This is a genomic window from Pseudomonas sp. BTN1 (genome assembly GCF_001907715.1).
GTDB lineage: Bacteria > Pseudomonadota > Gammaproteobacteria > Pseudomonadales > Pseudomonadaceae > Aquipseudomonas > Aquipseudomonas paracarnis.
This window is the reverse complement of record NZ_MPBM01000038.1, coordinates 199,762-215,037: the sequence shown is the minus strand read 5'-3', so window position 1 is coordinate 215,037 and position 15,276 is coordinate 199,762. Positions and strand designations below refer to the sequence as shown.

Annotated in this window: 14 protein-coding genes; 12 read left to right on the top strand and 2 right to left on the bottom strand. The window is 59.9% G+C overall.

Features of this window, described 5'->3' with window-relative positions; genetic code table 11:
* Positions 1–107: 107 nt before the first annotated feature.
* Positions 108–380, bottom strand: coding sequence for a DUF1652 domain-containing protein (locus BMH52_RS19595; protein WP_014718395.1), 273 nt, complete (start codon positions 378–380; stop codon positions 108–110).
* A gap of 257 nt (positions 381–637) precedes the next feature.
* Here BMH52_RS19595 and BMH52_RS19590 point away from each other — a divergent pair, with 257 nt between their 5' ends.
* From BMH52_RS19590 to BMH52_RS19570, 5 genes are all read left to right on the top strand, one after another.
* Complete coding sequence (locus tag BMH52_RS19590; protein WP_014718396.1) at positions 638–1,447, top strand: AraC family transcriptional regulator; 810 nt, start codon at positions 638–640, stop codon at positions 1,445–1,447.
* 49 nt (positions 1,448–1,496) lie between these two features.
* A complete protein-coding gene (locus BMH52_RS19585) occupies positions 1,497–2,903 on the top strand; it encodes an FAD-binding oxidoreductase (protein WP_073844745.1) in 1,407 nt (468 codons plus the stop codon).
* Between the two features lie 26 nt (positions 2,904–2,929).
* The gene (locus tag BMH52_RS19580) at positions 2,930–3,271 is read left to right on the top strand and encodes a cupin domain-containing protein (protein WP_014718398.1); all 342 of its coding nucleotides are present in this window, start codon (positions 2,930–2,932) and stop codon (positions 3,269–3,271) included.
* A gap of 60 nt (positions 3,272–3,331) precedes the next feature.
* The gene (locus tag BMH52_RS19575) at positions 3,332–4,411 is read left to right on the top strand and encodes a polyamine ABC transporter substrate-binding protein (protein ID WP_014718399.1); all 1,080 of its coding nucleotides are present in this window, start codon (positions 3,332–3,334) and stop codon (positions 4,409–4,411) included.
* Between the two features lie 189 nt (positions 4,412–4,600).
* On the top strand, positions 4,601–5,068 hold the full coding sequence (locus BMH52_RS19570) for a M10 family metallopeptidase C-terminal domain-containing protein (RefSeq protein WP_014718400.1): 468 nt from the start codon (positions 4,601–4,603) through the stop codon (positions 5,066–5,068).
* Between the two features lie 2 nt (positions 5,069–5,070).
* Here the strand turns inward: BMH52_RS19570 and BMH52_RS19565 are convergent, their stop codons facing one another.
* Positions 5,071–5,856 carry a helix-turn-helix transcriptional regulator gene (locus BMH52_RS19565; RefSeq protein WP_014718401.1) on the bottom strand — a complete coding sequence of 262 codons (786 nt, stop codon included), beginning with the start codon at positions 5,854–5,856 and terminating at the stop codon, positions 5,071–5,073.
* Positions 5,857–6,055: 199 nt separating this feature from the next.
* Here BMH52_RS19565 and BMH52_RS19560 point away from each other — a divergent pair, with 199 nt between their 5' ends.
* The 7 genes from BMH52_RS19560 to BMH52_RS19530 all read left to right on the top strand — a co-directional run bounded on the left by BMH52_RS19560 (position 6,056) and on the right by BMH52_RS19530 (position 15,258).
* Complete coding sequence (locus BMH52_RS19560; protein WP_014718402.1) at positions 6,056–7,420, top strand: APC family permease; 1,365 nt, start codon at positions 6,056–6,058, stop codon at positions 7,418–7,420.
* Between the two features lie 9 nt (positions 7,421–7,429).
* A complete protein-coding gene (locus BMH52_RS19555; protein ID WP_073844744.1) occupies positions 7,430–8,533 on the top strand; it encodes a P1 family peptidase in 1,104 nt (367 codons plus the stop codon).
* Positions 8,534–8,902: 369 nt separating this feature from the next.
* On the top strand, positions 8,903–10,336 hold the full coding sequence (locus BMH52_RS19550; RefSeq protein WP_014718404.1) for a serralysin family metalloprotease: 1,434 nt from the start codon (positions 8,903–8,905) through the stop codon (positions 10,334–10,336).
* A gap of 48 nt (positions 10,337–10,384) precedes the next feature.
* A complete protein-coding gene (locus BMH52_RS19545; RefSeq protein ID WP_014718405.1) occupies positions 10,385–10,753 on the top strand; it encodes an AprI/Inh family metalloprotease inhibitor in 369 nt (122 codons plus the stop codon).
* A 100-nt stretch (positions 10,754–10,853) separates the two neighbouring features.
* Positions 10,854–12,605 (top strand): type I secretion system permease/ATPase, encoded by a 1,752-nt coding sequence (locus BMH52_RS19540; protein WP_019820085.1) that lies wholly within the window; start codon positions 10,854–10,856, stop codon positions 12,603–12,605.
* A complete protein-coding gene (locus tag BMH52_RS19535) occupies positions 12,602–13,915 on the top strand; it encodes an HlyD family type I secretion periplasmic adaptor subunit (RefSeq protein ID WP_014718407.1) in 1,314 nt (437 codons plus the stop codon). Before BMH52_RS19540 ends, BMH52_RS19535 begins: the two co-directional genes overlap by 4 nt.
* Positions 13,916–13,917: 2 nt before the next feature.
* Positions 13,918–15,258 (top strand): TolC family outer membrane protein, encoded by a 1,341-nt coding sequence (locus BMH52_RS19530; RefSeq protein WP_003191155.1) that lies wholly within the window; start codon positions 13,918–13,920, stop codon positions 15,256–15,258.
* Positions 15,259–15,276 lie beyond the last annotated feature (18 nt).

Here is a 15,276-nt window from a genome sequence, read left to right as displayed (position 1 = left end):
GCCTGACAGGCGACACAGTTGGAACGGGGCGCCTGAGATCAAAAGCAGATCAAGAGCGACTCGCTTCGCATCGTGGTTACCGTCAGAGTGGGGCGGTTAGCCCCGCCTCACGCCCGCAACGAAACCGGCGGCACGAAACTCTCCAATTCATCCTCCACGGCCTCGATGATGCGCTCCACATCAGCCGCGTTCATCACCGTAGCGCACGGAATCCCCGCGATAGCGATCAACGTCTCGCCGCTGGCCCGGTCGAACAGGCGGGCGATCATGCTGCCGGGGGCGTCCATGCTGCCCTCGAAGCCCATGGGGTGAAAATGCCAGCGCATCAGCTGGCAGGCGTTGGGAAATGTCACTTTGTTCATGTTGCCCACCTTGTTCATTGAGCGCTTCCTTTAGCTCGCGGCAGGGGCCAGGACCTTCGCTGGTCATGACATCTAGGGCTTAAAAATAGCATTCGTTCGCAACTGCAAGGTGACTTTTTTGCGCCCGTTCGGCGGTTCTTTCGCCTGGTTTTGATATAGATCATGTCCTACAGAGGAATAGGCAAAAGGCCATTAGTCAGGCGCTCGATTTGACCATTGAAGGGGCGGGTAAACTTCGGCACTCTCAAATATTTTCTCCCGTCGTAGAGCCCAATATGCCCGACATCGCCCCAGACGATGAGTGTCAGAATTCCCACGCTACCGGCCAGTTGGTGCTGCGCCATCACCTGTGCTGGCGTCATCGCGATCTGGACGGGGTGATGGCTTACTACCATCCCGAGATCCAGTACCACGATTTTTTCCAGAACCGTGTGGTGGGCTATGCCGAGTTGCGCGAGTACTTGCAAGCCAGCATGCCCCGTGAGGCGGATGAGGCCATTGAACACACTGACCGCATCCGCGCCGATGGCGATACGGCGTTTATCCAGTACCGCATCACGTTGCGTGGCGGCCAGGGCCTGGTGTCGTTTCGTACCAGTGAGGCCATTACGGTGCGCGACGGGTTGATCTGGCGGGTGAATGAATATGCGTCCTTGGTGCACGAGCAACCCGCCCAGGCCCTGCGCCCTACGGTCAGCCGCCTGGGCCTGTCGCCCCAGCAGTTGGGTTATATGGCCAATGACCTGCAACAATATTTTGAGCGTCAGCAGCCGTATCTGGACCCGGAGCTGGATCTGCAGCGGGTCGCCAAGGCCTGTGGCTACAGTCGCAACCAGATGTCCTACCTGCTGAACCAAGTGCTGGGGCAGAGCTTCTATCGCTACGTCAACCAGGCGCGACTCCAGCATTTACTGGCCGCGCTGGACCACGCCACCGCGCCGGTCAAAGTTGATGAGTTGGCCTTTGCGGCCGGTTTCAATTCACTCTCGGCGTTTTACAGCGCTTTTCGCCAGCACACCGGGCAATCGCCCAAGGCGTACCTCAAACAAATTTCCCTGCGTGCACGCGCGCAAGACAGCCCCTGACACTGCACTCTAGGATCGGCCCTATCGAACCGAGGTAGGGGAAGCTGGCATGCCGGCATGGCGCAATATCAGTTTATGGATGGACCAGTTGGACGACCCGCTGTTAGCGCGTCCATCGCTGGAGCACGACCTGGACGTCAATGTGGCGATTATCGGCGCCGGCTACACCGGCCTGTGGACCGCCTATTACCTGAAGCGCCAGGCCCCCGAGCTGAAAATCGCGATCATCGAGGCACAGACTGCTGGGTTTGGCGCATCCGGTCGCAATGGTGGCTGGTTGATGGGCAACCTCTTGGGGGAAGACCGACTGCTGGCTGAGCTTGCCCCTCAGCACCGGAGCGCTTCGTTTGACCTGCTGCACGGTATCCCTGATGAAGTGGCCCAGGTGCTGGTCCGCGAAGGCATTGACTGCGACTACCGCAAAGGCGGCGCCTTGTATTGCGCCGCACGCTACCCCGAGCAGGAAGTCAGCCTGCGCCGCTATCTGGACAAGCTGTACGCCCAGGGCCTCACCGAAGACGACTACCGCTGGCTCAGCCCGCAGCAATTGGCCGAGCAGGTCCGCATTGCCAAGCCTTATGGCGGCATCTATGCCCCCCACGTCGCGACGATCAACCCGGCAAAGCTGGTGCGTGGCCTGGCGCGGGCGGTTGAGAATCTGGGCGTGATCATTTACGAAAACAGCCCCGTGACCCATTGGCAGTCCGGCGGCCTGCGCACCGCCAAGGCCAGCGTGCGCGCCGCCTGGGTGGTGCCTGCTGTCGAGGGTTACGCCAATACCTTGGCCCCATTGGGCCGCTACCAGTTACCGGTGCAGAGCTTGATCGTCGCCACCGAACCGCTGCCGGCCAGCACCTGGGCAGACATCGGGCTCAGTCAGGGTCAGGCCTTTGGCGAGAGCAGCCGACAGGTCACCTACGGCCAGCGTACGGCCGACAATCGTCTGGTCTTCGGCGCCCGTGGTGGCTATCAATTTGCCGGCAAGTTGCGGCACAACTTCGACCTGACCGACAGCGAAGTGGAGTTGCGTCGCTACCTGTTTGGCGAACTCTTCCCACAGCTGAAAAAGGCCAGGATTACCCATTCCTGGGGCGGCAACCTCGGCATGTCGCGCCGTTTTCGTCCGCACATGCTCTGTGACCACGCCACGGGCATCGCACTGTCCGGCGGCTATGGCGGGGAGGGCGTGGGCGCCACCCACCTCGGCGGCCGCACCCTGGCCGATTTGATCCTCGGCCGCGACACCTTGCTGACCCAACAACCCTGGGTGATTCGCGAAGGCGGCCTCAAAGCACTCAAGGCCTGGGAGCCAGAGCCGTGCCGCTGGCTGGGTTACAACGCGATCATTCGTAGTTTTGTCCATGAAGACCAGGTCTTGGCCAACCCCAACACTGCGCCCTGGCGCCGCAAGCTGGCAACTGGCGTTGCCGGTTTCATGGAAGGCTTCATGCACTGACTCGTTCCACCCACAGGGGAAAACCCATGAGTATCATGCAATTCAAAGACACGCTGAACACCCCACTGCCAGATTCATCACCGGTGGCGGTGCCCCTGGGCGAGCCCATCGCCGTGGCCTCCACCTTGAGCGTGGAGCGCAACGATGGCGTCGAGACCGGCATCTGGGCCTGCACCCCGGGGCGCTGGCGTCGGCAGATCACGTCCCAGGAGTTTTGCCATTTCATCCAAGGGCGCTGCACCTTCACGCCCGACAATGGGGAAACCCTGCACATACAAGCCGGTGACGCACTGATGTTGCCAGCCAATAGCACCGGTATCTGGGATATCCAGGAAACCGTGCGCAAGACCTATGTCCTGATTCTGTAACGCTTTGATCCTTGATCGCCTGCCATAAAAACAGCCCTAAAACCGCCAGGAAATCGAACCATGAAAGCCATTGCCCTGTTGCCCTTGATGTTGGTGGCCTCTATCAGCCAGGCCGCCGAGACCGTGAAGATCTATAACTGGTCGGACTACATCGCGCCGGACACCACCAGGAATTTCCAGAAAGACACTGGCATCGGTTTCACCTATGACGTGTACGACAGCAACGAAACCCTCGACGGCAAGCTGATGACCGGTAAATCGGGCTATGACGTGGTGTTCCCCTCCAACCATTTCATGGCGCGACAGATCCAGGGCGGCGCCCTGAAAAAACTCGACAGGAGCCAGTTGCCCAACTGGAAAAATCTCAACCCCGTGCTGCTCAAGGCCCTGGAAGACAACGACCCCGGCAATGCCCACGGTTTCCCGTACCTGTGGGGCAGCACCGGTATCGGCTACAACATCGACAAGGTCAAGGCGGTACTCGGCGACAACGCCCCGGTGGATTCCTGGGACTTGATCTTCAAACCGGAAAACATGGCCAAGCTGCAAAAATGCGGCGTCGCCATTCTCGACAACGGCCCCGAACTGCTGCCAGCCGCGCTGAATTACCTGGGCTTGCCGCACCACAGCAAAAAAGCCGAAGACTACAAGAAGGCCGAGGCCTTGCTGATGAAAGTGCGACCTTACGTGGCGTATTTCCATTCCTCGAAATACACCGCCGATCTGGCCAATGGTGACATCTGTGTCGCCGTCGGTTTCTCCGGCGACATCCTGCAGGCCGAAAGCCGCGCCAAAGAAGCCAAAAACGGCGTGAATATCGGCTACAACATTCCCAAGGAAGGCGCGGCAATCTGGTTCGACATGGTCGCCATGCCTGTCGACGCACCGAATGACAAAGCCGGCTATGCGTTCATGAACTACCTGCTGCGCCCGGACGTGATGGCGAGTATCACCAACTACGTGCATTACGCTAACGGCAACGCGGCGGCCGACAGCCTGGTAGACCCGGCGATCAAGGCCGATACCAAGGTGTATCCCAGCGCGGAAATGATGGGCAAGTTATTTGCACTGCAAGCCATGCCGTTGAACATCGACCGGGTGCGTACTCGGGTTTGGAATACCATTCGTACGGGGCGTTAAATAACAGGAAAACAGCGCCACCAGGAAGGCCGATAAGTCATCGGTACTGGGTGGAATAAATAATCACGTCATAGTTAAGACATGTGATGTCAATTATTTGGAGTGGAAAGTGTTATTGCCTGCGTGAGAGATTTCAATCCGCAACGCGTAACACTTTCACATACACTCATGATCTGACAGGTGACTTATATGTCTTCCATACAAAGCCTTCCCACTGGCGGCACGTGGACCCAACCGGAAAACAGCCCGCCCACCTTACGCGGCACAGACCAGCGTGAGCGCCTCGAAGCCAGGCGTGGCGAGCCCTCGGTCCTCATCGGCGGTGGCGGTGGCGACCAGCTGGTGGGGCGCCAGGGTGAAAACACATTCAAATATGAAAAAAGTACCGACTCCCTTAGCGATGACCCTGACACCCTGTTGAATTTCAACCCCAAGGAGGATGAAATCGATGTGGCCGGGGTATTAAAAGACCACAACATCTCAGCTATTAATATTCAGCCAGGCCCGCCCGTGGAAGTGGGGGATGTGCAACTGACTCATGAGTTTGGCGTGAGCACTTTGACTATCAAGGTCAACCCTGAAGGGCCGAACTTTTCTATACGCGTTGATGGCGTAAATCTTTTGCCGCAGCATATTAATTTCTTTCATTCGGACTAAGCCTATGGGTTCTCCAAGTCATGCCCCAACGACTGAATGAATAACGAAAACAACTCGGGTTGCGACGAAATGTCCAGCTTGGCGTACAAATGCCTGCGGTGCACCTTGACGGTGTCCGGCGAGATCTTCAGGCGTTCGGCCATGGCCTTGGAGGAGAAGCCCCGCAACACCAGCCGGGCGATTTCCAGTTCGCGGTCCGACAGTACACCGCTGCCGAAATGACTCAGGGCATCGCGAATCTGGCTGTCCATGGCCGGTGCCCGCTCGGTGCTTTGCTGCCAATGCTGCTGCATGAGCGGCAACACCCAGGCCGACAGCGTGGTCAACAGCCCGGTTTCTTCAAAGCTGAAGCGCCGTTGCATGCCCAGTGACAACGACAGGGTGCCGGCGCCTGGCAATTGCAGGATCAATTGCACTTCGTCTTCCAGCACATTGTCATGGAAATAATTGAGGAAGTACTCACTCTGACGAAAATGGTCCGGCGCCACTTCCTCCAGGCGGTATACGCCGCTGGCGTAGTTTTCCCGGCAGGCCTGGTAAAACGGGTCGAGCAGGTACAAGCCGTTGAGGTACACCAGCATCGACGCCGGCTTGCTGCTGGGCTGAGCGTCGTACTCTTCCAGGGCCTGGGGCGGGCCATCCAGCGGATAGAAAATCGCCAGGGCATTATCGAAGGGCAGGCATTGGTGCAATAACAGCACCAATTGCTTCCAGAACCGTTCGGTGCCGATCTGAGACAGGGTGCGGCCCAACCCCGCGTGCATACCGATTTCCCGGAACAGGTTCATCTCAACATCCCCACCCTCAAATGATCGGCCAAGGGTTAGGCTTCTGGGGGGCACCGTCAAGGGGAGTACGCCAATAGGGGAATTGGCCGACAGCCCCGCCAGCCGATAACGTCGTCACTGTCCAACGGGAAGCATATCCCGAGGAAAAATCATGTTTCGTTTCTGCCTCACACCAAAAACAACGACAGAGGATAACGATATGAGTGCTTCCCCCGCGCCCGATGGCGTGCTCAAGCCCACCCTGAGCGTCTTCGATGTAGTGGCCATTACCGTTTCAGCGGTAACGCCGGCCAGTTCCGTCTTCGTGATCGCCCCGTTTGCCATCCAGCAGGCGGGCAGTGGCGTGTTCCTGGCGTTTGTGATGGCGGCGTTGCTCGCGTTGATGTTTGCCTTCTGTTACGCCGAGCTCGGCCGCGCCCATAACAGCGCCGGTGGCGAGTACGTGTATGCCAAGCGCGTGTTTGGTGGCATGGCCGGTTACGCCACCTTCCTGACGGTTCTGGTGATGTTGCTGTTTATTCCGCCGGTATTGGCGACCGGTGCGGCGACTTATCTGAATAACGCTCTGGGCACGACATTCGACGCGCAAACTGTCGCCCTGGTGATCGTGGTATGCAGCTACGCCCTGGGCATCCTCAATATCAAGCTCAACGCCTGGATCACCGGCACCTGCCTGCTATTGGAAGTGGCGGCGTTACTGGTGATTGTGGTGATCGGCTTCGGTAATCCGGTGCAGCCGGCCAGTGTGTTGCTGCAGCCGCAAATCGTCGAAAACGGCGTGTTGCACCTGGCGCCCTGGGCGTTGGTGATCGGCGCCGTCGGCATCGGCCTGTTCTCGTTCAACGGCTACGGCCCGGCGGTGTTGCTGGCCGAAGACATGAAGTGCGGCGGCAAGGGCGTGCACAAGGCGGTGCTCTGGTCGTTGGGGTTGGTGGTGGTGATTGAGTTGGTGCCGATCACCGCGCTGTTGATCGGCGCGCCGTCCCTGAGCGAGATGATCAGCAGCCCCGACCCGATCGGCTACCTGTTGACCAGCCATGGCAATGAAACCCTGTCGCGGTTGGTGAGCGCCGGGATCTTCCTGTCGGTGTTCAACGCCATCGTTGCCATCGTGATCCAGATTGGCCGGGTGGTGTTCAGCAGCGGCCGCGATGCGTTGTGGACGCCTGGCATCAACAAGCTGTTCACGCGTATTCACCCGCGCTGGGACTCACCGTGGCTGGCGACGCTGTTTCTGGCGATCCCTTCGGCGCTGTTGAGCTTCAGCTCCAACCTGGCCGACCTGACCTCGTTCAGCGTTCTGCTGATCATGCTGGTGTACCTGGTGGTGGCGCTGAGCGCGCTGATGAGCCGGGTGCTGCTGCGTGATCGCGAGCATCCCTATCGCATGCCGTTATGGCCGCTGCCGGCATTGCTGGCGGTACTGGGTGCCGGTTACCTGCTGGTCACCTTGATCCTGGAGGCCTCGGTACGCGACATCATGATCATCATCGGCTTGCTGGCCCTGTCGGTGATTTTGTATTGCATCAGTGGCCGGTTGAGTCCGGCGTTTCAGAAATTGTAAGGAGTGGGTATGCGTGCACGTCAATTGGGCATCACGTTGGGGCTGGGCATGCCCGGCGAATTGAATGCCATCACCGATGTTCCCGGGGTTCGCGTCGGTCATGCCACGCTCAAGGCACAGGTCGACGGCAAGCAGGTGCGCACCGGCGTTACGCTGATCCAGCCGCGTGCCGGGGAAGCGCGGCATCAACCGTGTTTTGCCGGCTACCACGTGCTCAACGGCAATGGCGACGCCACGGGGCTTGAATGGATCAGCGAGGCGGGGCTGCTGACCACGCCGATGGCCATTACCAACACCCACAGTATCGGGGTGGTGCGCGACAGCCTGATCGCCCTGGAGCGCGAGCGCCTGGCGGACCCGGCGGTGTACTGGTGCATGCCGGTGGTCATGGAAACCTACGATGGTCTGCTCAACGATATCTGGGGCCAGCATGTTCGTCCTGAGCATGTGCGCCAGGCCTTGGATCTGGCTGAAAGCGGCCCGGTGCAGGAAGGCGCAGTAGGCGGTGGCACCGGCATGATTTGTCACGAATTCAAGGGCGGCATCGGCACTGCGTCACGGCGCTTGCCAACGGAGCAGGGCGGCTGGACCGTGGGCGTACTGGTGCAGGCCAACCATGGCAAGCGCCAGGAGCTGCGGGTCGATGGTTACCCGGTGGGCCGTCATTTGATGGACATTGCTTCGCCCTTTGCCGAGCGTGGCACTCCCGGCATGGGCTCCATCGTGGTGATCATCGCCACGGACGCCCCCTTGCTGCCGCACCAATGCCAGCGCCTGGCACAGCGCGCGTCCATTGGCATTGCGCGCACCGGTGGCGGCACCGAGGATTCCAGCGGCGACCTGTTCCTGGCGTTTGCCACCGGTAACCGTGATTTGCCGCCGGCCGACTATGGGCGCAAGGACCTGCCGCTCAGCACCGGGTTGCAGATGGTCAACAACGACCATATTTCGCCGCTGTTCAGCGCGGCGGCAGAGGCGGTGGAGGAGGCGATCATCAATGCCATTCTGGCAGGTGAAGACATGACCACTCAAGACGGCGTCAAGGTGCCGGGCCTGGCTGGCGAAACCCTCTTGGCAGCCCTGCAACAGTGTGGCTGGAGTATGTCCCGGTAATGGGGGACAGCGCACTTTAATAGTGCGAATAGTGGCTCTTTAATGTTGCTAATGACACCGTGACAATATATTGGATCCATTAATCAAGTGGGCCGCTCACTTAGAGTGGCTTTACTTGTATTTAATATTTAAATAGTGGTGTGCGCCGATTCGGCCACACAAACGCAACGGCCCCCAATAAACACTGCGTGCGTCTTCTTCAACTTGAACCTGCGTCACAAGTGTGCGATGGAAATAGATGTAGACGAAAGATTTCAAGTTGTGTCAGTTTTCTTACGCCTTCAAAAGAGGTGAGTGATAGGACTATCCTCGCCCGCGAGGTTCCTATCGAACAAAGACTGATGCACTTGCAAACAAGGAAGTACGTTTATGTCAAAAGTAAAAGACAAAGCTATTGTATCTGCCGCGCAAGCCAGCACTGCTTACTCGCAAATCGATAGCTTCAGCCATTTGTATGACCGTGGCGGCAACCTCACGGTCAATGGCAAACCGTCCTACACCGTAGACCAGGCAGCGACCCAGCTGCTGCGGGATGGTGCTGCGTACCGGGACTTTGATGGCAACGGCAAGATCGATCTGACCTACACCTTCCTCACCTCGGCTACCCAGAGCACAATGAACAAACATGGCATCTCGGGGTTCAGCCAATTCAACACCCAGCAGAAAGCACAGGCCGCACTGGCCATGCAATCCTGGGCGGATGTCGCCAACGTGACCTTTACTGAAAAGGCTTCCGGCGGTGACGGCCACATGACCTTCGGCAACTACAGCAGCGGCCAGGACGGCGCCGCGGCCTTCGCTTACCTGCCCGGCACCGGTGCGGGCTACGATGGCACCTCGTGGTACCTGACCAACAACAGCTACACGCCGAACAAGACCCCGGACCTGAACAACTATGGCCGGCAGACCCTGACCCACGAAATCGGCCACACCCTGGGCCTGGCTCACCCTGGCGACTACAACGCCGGGAACGGCAACCCGACCTATAACGACGCCACCTATGGACAGGACACGCGTGGCTATAGCCTCATGAGTTACTGGAGCGAGAGCAACACCAACCAGAACTTCAGCAAAGGCGGTGTCGAGGCTTACGCTTCCGGCCCGCTGATCGACGACATCGCCGCGATCCAGAAGCTCTACGGTGCCAACCTCAGCACCCGCGCCACGGACACCACCTACGGGTTCAACTCCAACACCGGGCGTGATTTCCTCAGCGCCAGTTCCAATGCCGACAAGCTGGTGTTCTCGGTATGGGACGGTGGCGGCAACGACACCCTGGACTTCTCCGGTTTTACCCAGAACCAGAAGATCAACCTCACTGCCACCTCGTTCTCTGATGTGGGCGGCCTGGTGGGCAATGTATCCATCGCCAAGGGCGTCACCATCGAGAACGCGTTCGGCGGTTCGGGCAACGACCTGATCATTGGTAACCAAGTCGCCAACACCATCAAGGGCGGGGCCGGCAACGACCTCATCTACGGTGGCGGCGGTGCGGACCAGCTGTGGGGCGGCACTGGCAGCGACACTTTCGTGTACGGTGCCAGTTCCGACTCCAGGCCAGGGGCTGCGGACAAGATCTTCGACTTCACCTCCGGTTCGGACAAGATCGACCTGTCCGGTATCACCAAGGGTGCGGGCGTGACCTTCGTCAACGCATTTACCGGGCATGCCGGCGATGCTGTACTGACCTATGCCTCAGGTACCAACCTGGGCACCTTGGCGGTGGACTTCTCCGGGCACGGCGTGGCGGATTTCCTCGTCACCACCGTTGGCCAGGCGGCTGCCAGTGACATCGTAGCCTGATGTAAAGCGCGCGGTGCTTCGGCGCCGCGCTCCAGGCCGGAGTTGGATATGCCACGTTTTTCCCATTTGATCGCCTGTGTTGTGCAGGTGTTGTTCGTGTCGGCAGGAGCCCACGCAATGGCTAGCAGTCTTGTATTACCCACCTCCGCGCAGCTTGCCGGGCAGTGGGAGCTGAAGCAGCAGGATCAGGTGTGCGCGCTCAAGTTAGTGGAGCAAGCCAACGCCCTGGAGGGCGATATCGCCTGTGCCGAGCAATGGCTGGGCGACAAGCCGCTGACGTGGTCGCCCACCCCGGATGGTATTTGGCTGTTTAACGCTGAAGGCTCAGGGATCACCCATTTGAATCGCCAGAAAGAGGGCGACTATCAAGCCCGCACTAAAGCGGGCGAAGTTGTAAGGCTGCAACGAAAACTTTAATTAAAAGTTATAAGCATATAACTCGATTTGTTAGGCGGCCGTACCCTACTTGGTAGGGGTGACCCTTTTGCGTAATTCGCTGCAAGGAAAAACAATTAATATGGCGAAGTCCCATGGGGTGGCGCCCTTATTCAGGGCGTTGGGTGAATACAAGAGTATTTTGATCAGCGTTGGCTGTTTCACGGCATTGATTAACCTATTAATGCTGGTGCCCTCGATTTACATGCTGCAAGTGTATGACCGGGTGTTGTCCTCCCAGAATGAAACCACCCTGGTGATGTTGACGCTGATGGTCGTGGGCTTCTTTGCGTTTATCGGCCTGCTGGAAGTGGTGCGCAGCTTTATCGTGATCCGCATTGGCAGCCAGTTGGAGCGACGTTTCAACTTGCGCGTGTACAAAGCCGCGTTCGAACGCAACCTGCAGCGCGGCCAAGGGCACGCCGGGCAATCCTTGGGCGACCTGACCGCTCTGCGCCAATTCATCACGGGGCCAGCGCTGTTCGCGTTTTTCGATGCGCCCTGGTTCCCGATCTACCTGTTCGTGATTTTCCTGTTCAATGTGTGGCTCGGCGTGCTGGCCACGGCCGGCGCGGTGCTGTTGATTGGCCTGGCGTGCCTTAACGAATACCTGACCAAAAAGCCATTGGGCGAGGCCAGCGGTTATTCGCAGCAGTCCACCCAACTGGCCACCAGCCATTTGCACAACGCCGAAACCATCCAGGCCATGGGCATGCTCGGTGCGCTGCGCCAACGCTGGTTTGGCGTGCATTCGCAGTTCCTGGGCTTGCAGAACCAGGCCAGCGACACCGGTTCGATCATCACCTCCTTAAGCAAATCCTTGCGCCTGTGCCTGCAATCTTTGGTGCTGGGCCTGGGCGCCTACCTGGTGATCAAGGGCGACATGACCGCCGGGATGATGATCGCAGGCTCCATCTTGATGGGCCGCGTACTCAGCCCCATCGACCAACTGATTGCAGTGTGGAAGCAATGGAGTTCGGCCAAGCTGGCCTATCAGCGCCTCGACGAACTGCTGCGCGAATTCCCGCCAGAGATCGAGCACATGGCCTTGCCTGCGCCCAACGGCCAAGTCAGTTTCGAGCAGGTCAGCGCCGGCCCGCCGGGGCGGCGCATGGCGACCCTGCATCAGGTCAGCTTTAACTTGGCCGCCGGTGAAGTGCTGGGCGTGCTCGGCGCGTCCGGTTCCGGTAAGTCCACCCTGGCTCGCGTGCTGGTGGGCGTGTGGCCAACCCTGGCCGGTACCGTACGCCTGGACGGCGCGGATATTCACCGCTGGAACCGCGACGACCTCGGCCCGCATATCGGCTATTTGCCCCAGGACATCGAGCTGTTTAGTGGCAGCATCGCCGACAACATCGCGCGCTTTCGCGAGGCCGACCCGGAACTGGTGGTCAAGGCCGCGCAACAGGCCGGCGTGCATGAACTGATCCTGCGTCTGCCCCAAGGCTACGACACCGTGCTGGGCGACAACGGCGGTGGCTTGTCCGGCGGCCAGAAACAACGCGTGGCCCTGGCCCGCGCCCTGTACGGCGGGCCGCGCCTGATCGTGCTGGACGAACCCAACTCCAACCTCGACACCGTCGGCGAAGCCGCATTGGCCAGCGCCATCATGCAGATGAAAGCCCAGGGCAGCAGCGTGGTGCTGGTCACCCATCGTTCCTCGGCATTGGCCCAGGCCGATAAGTTGCTAGTGCTCGGCGAAGGCCAACTGCAAGCGTTCGGGCCCAGTCAGGAGGTGTTGCGGGCGTTGTCCGGGCAGCAGGAAGCGCCGAAAGAAAAAACCGGTGTCAGCTTCAGCCGTCACTACCAGGCCGGAAGGAATCCAGGCGCATGAGCAGCCTTACCGTTGAACCTCAAATCAAAGAACGCGATGCCGGCTTTTTCGTAAAAATGGGCTGGGTGATGACCATCGTCGGTGCCGGCGGGTTTTTCCTCTGGGCCAGTCTCGCACCGTTGGACCAAGGCATTCCGGTCCAAGGCACCGTGGTGGTGTCCGGCAAGCGCAAGGCGGTACAAACCTTCAGCCCCGGCGTGGTCAGCCGCATCCTGGTGAAAGAGGGCGAGTTGGTCAAGCAAGGTCAGCCGCTGTTTCGTCTCGACCAGACCCAGAACCAGGCCGATGTGCAATCGCTGCAAGCCCAGTACCGCATGGCCTGGGCCAGCGTGGCGCGCTGGCAGAGCGAGCGTGACAACCTCTCCAGCATCACCTTTCCTGCAGAACTGAGTGCCAACCCCGATCCGGCCTTGATGCTGGTGCTAGAAGGTCAGCGCCAACTGTTCAGCAGCCGTCGCGACGCGTTTGCCCGTGAACAAGCCGGGATCCGCGCCAGCATCGAGGGCGCCAACTCTCAGCTAAGTGGTATGCGCCGTGCCCGCAGTGACTTGACCGCCCAGGCCCAATCTCTGCGCGCGCAACTGAGCAACCTGCAACCCTTGGCCGACAACGGCTACATCCCGCGCAACCGCCTGATGGACTACCAGCGCCAGTTATCCCAGGTGCAGCAGGACCTGGCGCAAAACGCCGGTGAAAGCGGCCGGATAGAGCAGGGCATTGTTGAGTCGCGGCTCAAATTGCAGCAGCACAGCGAGGAATATCAAAAAGAGGTGCGCAGCCAATTGGCCGACGCGCAACTGCGCAGCCTGACCCTTGAACAGCAACTGACCTCCGCCGGCTTCAACCTGCAACACAGTGAGATCAACGCGCCGGCCGATGGCATCGCGGTCAACCTCAGCGTGCACACCGAAGGCGCCGTGGTGCGTGCCGGTGAAACCCTGTTGGAGATCGTGCCCCAGGGCACACGCCTGGAAGTGGAAGGGCACCTGCCGGTGCATTTGGTGGACAAGGTCGGCACACACTTGCCTGTCGACATCCTCTTCACCGCCTTCAACCAAAGCCGCACGCCACGGGTGCCGGGCGAAGTCAGCCTGATCTCCGCCGACCAGATGCTCGATGAAAAGACCGGTGCGCCGTACTACGTGCTGCGCACCAGCGTCAGCGAGGCGGCGATGGAAAAACTCAACGGCCTGGTGATCAAGCCCGGCATGCCCGCCGAGATGTTCGTGCGCACCGGCGAGCGTTCACTGCTCAACTATCTGTTCAAGCCGCTGCTGGACCGCGCCGGCTCTGCGTTGACTGAGGAATGAGCATGAAGCCAGTGTTCATTTCGCTGTTGCTGGTGTGTGGCAGTGCCCAGGCCGCGATGGGGCCCTTCGATGTGTACGAGCAGGCGCTGCGCAACGACCCGGTGTTCCTCGGCGCCATCAAGGAGCGCGACGCCGGCCTGGAAAACCGCACCATTGGCCGTGCCGGCTTGCTGCCGCGGCTGTCCTACAACTACAACAAGGGCCGCAACAATTCCGAAGCGCACCTGCCCGACGGGCGCGGCGGTAGTTACCGCGACGACCGTAACTACAACAGCTATGGCTCGACCTTCAGCCTGCAACAGCCGTTGTTCGACTACGAAGCCTATGCCAACTACCGCAAGGGCGTGGCCCAGGCGCTGTTCGCCGATGAAAGCTTTCGCGACAAGAGCCAGGCGTTGCTGGTGCGGGTGTTGAGCTATTACACCCAGGCGCTGTTTGCTCAGGACCAGATCGACATCGCCAGGGCCAAGAAGAAGGCGTTCGAACAACAGTTCCAGCAGAACCGGCATTTGTTCCAGCAAGGCGAGGGCACCCGCACCGATATCCTTGAAGCCGAGTCGCGCTACGAGTTGGCCACCGCCGAAGAGATCCAGGCCCTGGATGAGCAGGACGCCTCGCTCCGGGAGTTGGGCGCATTGATCGGTGTGCAAAGCGTCAACATCAACGACCTGGCACCGCTGAACCAGAGCTTTGCCGCGTTCACCCTGACCCCGGCCAACTACGACACCTGGCATGAGTTGGCGCTGACCAACAACCCTGTGCTGGCTTCGCAGCGCCAGTCCCTGGAAGTGGCGCGCTATGAAGTGGAACGCAACCGTGCCGGGCATTTGCCCAGAATCACCGCGTATGCCACCTCGCGCAAGCAGGAGTCCGACAGCGGCAACACCTATAACCAGCGCTACGACACCAACACCATCGGCGTCGAAGTGAGCATGCCACTGTATGCCGGTGGCGGTATCTCGGCCTCCACCCGCCAGGCCAGCCGCGCGATGGAGCAGGCGGAGTACGAGCTGGAAGGCAAGACCCGGGAAACCCTGATCGAATTGCGTCGCCAGTTCAGTGCGTGCCTGTCGGGCGTGAGTAAGTTGCGCGCCTATCAGAAAGCGCTGGCATCCGCCGAGGCGCTGGTGGTGTCGACCAAGCAGAGCATTCTCGGCGGCGAGCGCGTCAACCTCGACGCACTGAACGCCGAACAGCAGTTGTACAGCACCCGCCGCGACCTGGCCCAGGCGCGTTATGACTACTTGATGGCCTGGACCAAATTGCACTATTACGCGGGCAACTTGCGTGACACCGACTTGGCCAAAGTGGACGAAGCCTTCGGCCCGGATGGAAAACTGTAGGAGCGAGCTTGCTCGCGA

Bases quoted from the DNA above. Each gene is read 5' to 3' on its own strand.
- BMH52_RS19585 (WP_073844745.1), top strand. From the start codon at position 1,497: ATGCCGGCATGGCGCAATATCAGTTTATGGATGGACCAGTTGGACGAC.
- BMH52_RS19590 (WP_014718396.1), top strand. From the start codon at position 638: ATGCCCGACATCGCCCCAGACGATGAGTGTCAGAATTCCCACGCTACC.
- BMH52_RS19575 (WP_014718399.1), top strand. From the start codon at position 3,332: ATGAAAGCCATTGCCCTGTTGCCCTTGATGTTGGTGGCCTCTATCAGC.
- BMH52_RS19540 (WP_019820085.1), top strand. From the start codon at position 10,854: ATGGCGAAGTCCCATGGGGTGGCGCCCTTATTCAGGGCGTTGGGTGAA.
- BMH52_RS19530 (WP_003191155.1), top strand. From the start codon at position 13,918: ATGAAGCCAGTGTTCATTTCGCTGTTGCTGGTGTGTGGCAGTGCCCAG.
- BMH52_RS19570 (WP_014718400.1), top strand. From the start codon at position 4,601: ATGTCTTCCATACAAAGCCTTCCCACTGGCGGCACGTGGACCCAACCG.
- BMH52_RS19550 (WP_014718404.1), top strand. From the start codon at position 8,903: ATGTCAAAAGTAAAAGACAAAGCTATTGTATCTGCCGCGCAAGCCAGC.
- BMH52_RS19565 (WP_014718401.1), bottom strand. From the start codon at position 5,856: ATGAACCTGTTCCGGGAAATCGGTATGCACGCGGGGTTGGGCCGCACC.
- BMH52_RS19595 (WP_014718395.1), bottom strand. From the start codon at position 380: ATGAACAAGGTGGGCAACATGAACAAAGTGACATTTCCCAACGCCTGC.
- BMH52_RS19545 (WP_014718405.1), top strand. From the start codon at position 10,385: ATGCCACGTTTTTCCCATTTGATCGCCTGTGTTGTGCAGGTGTTGTTC.
- BMH52_RS19555 (WP_073844744.1), top strand. From the start codon at position 7,430: ATGCGTGCACGTCAATTGGGCATCACGTTGGGGCTGGGCATGCCCGGC.
- BMH52_RS19560 (WP_014718402.1), top strand. From the start codon at position 6,056: ATGAGTGCTTCCCCCGCGCCCGATGGCGTGCTCAAGCCCACCCTGAGC.
- BMH52_RS19535 (WP_014718407.1), top strand. From the start codon at position 12,602: ATGAGCAGCCTTACCGTTGAACCTCAAATCAAAGAACGCGATGCCGGC.
- BMH52_RS19580 (WP_014718398.1), top strand. From the start codon at position 2,930: ATGAGTATCATGCAATTCAAAGACACGCTGAACACCCCACTGCCAGAT.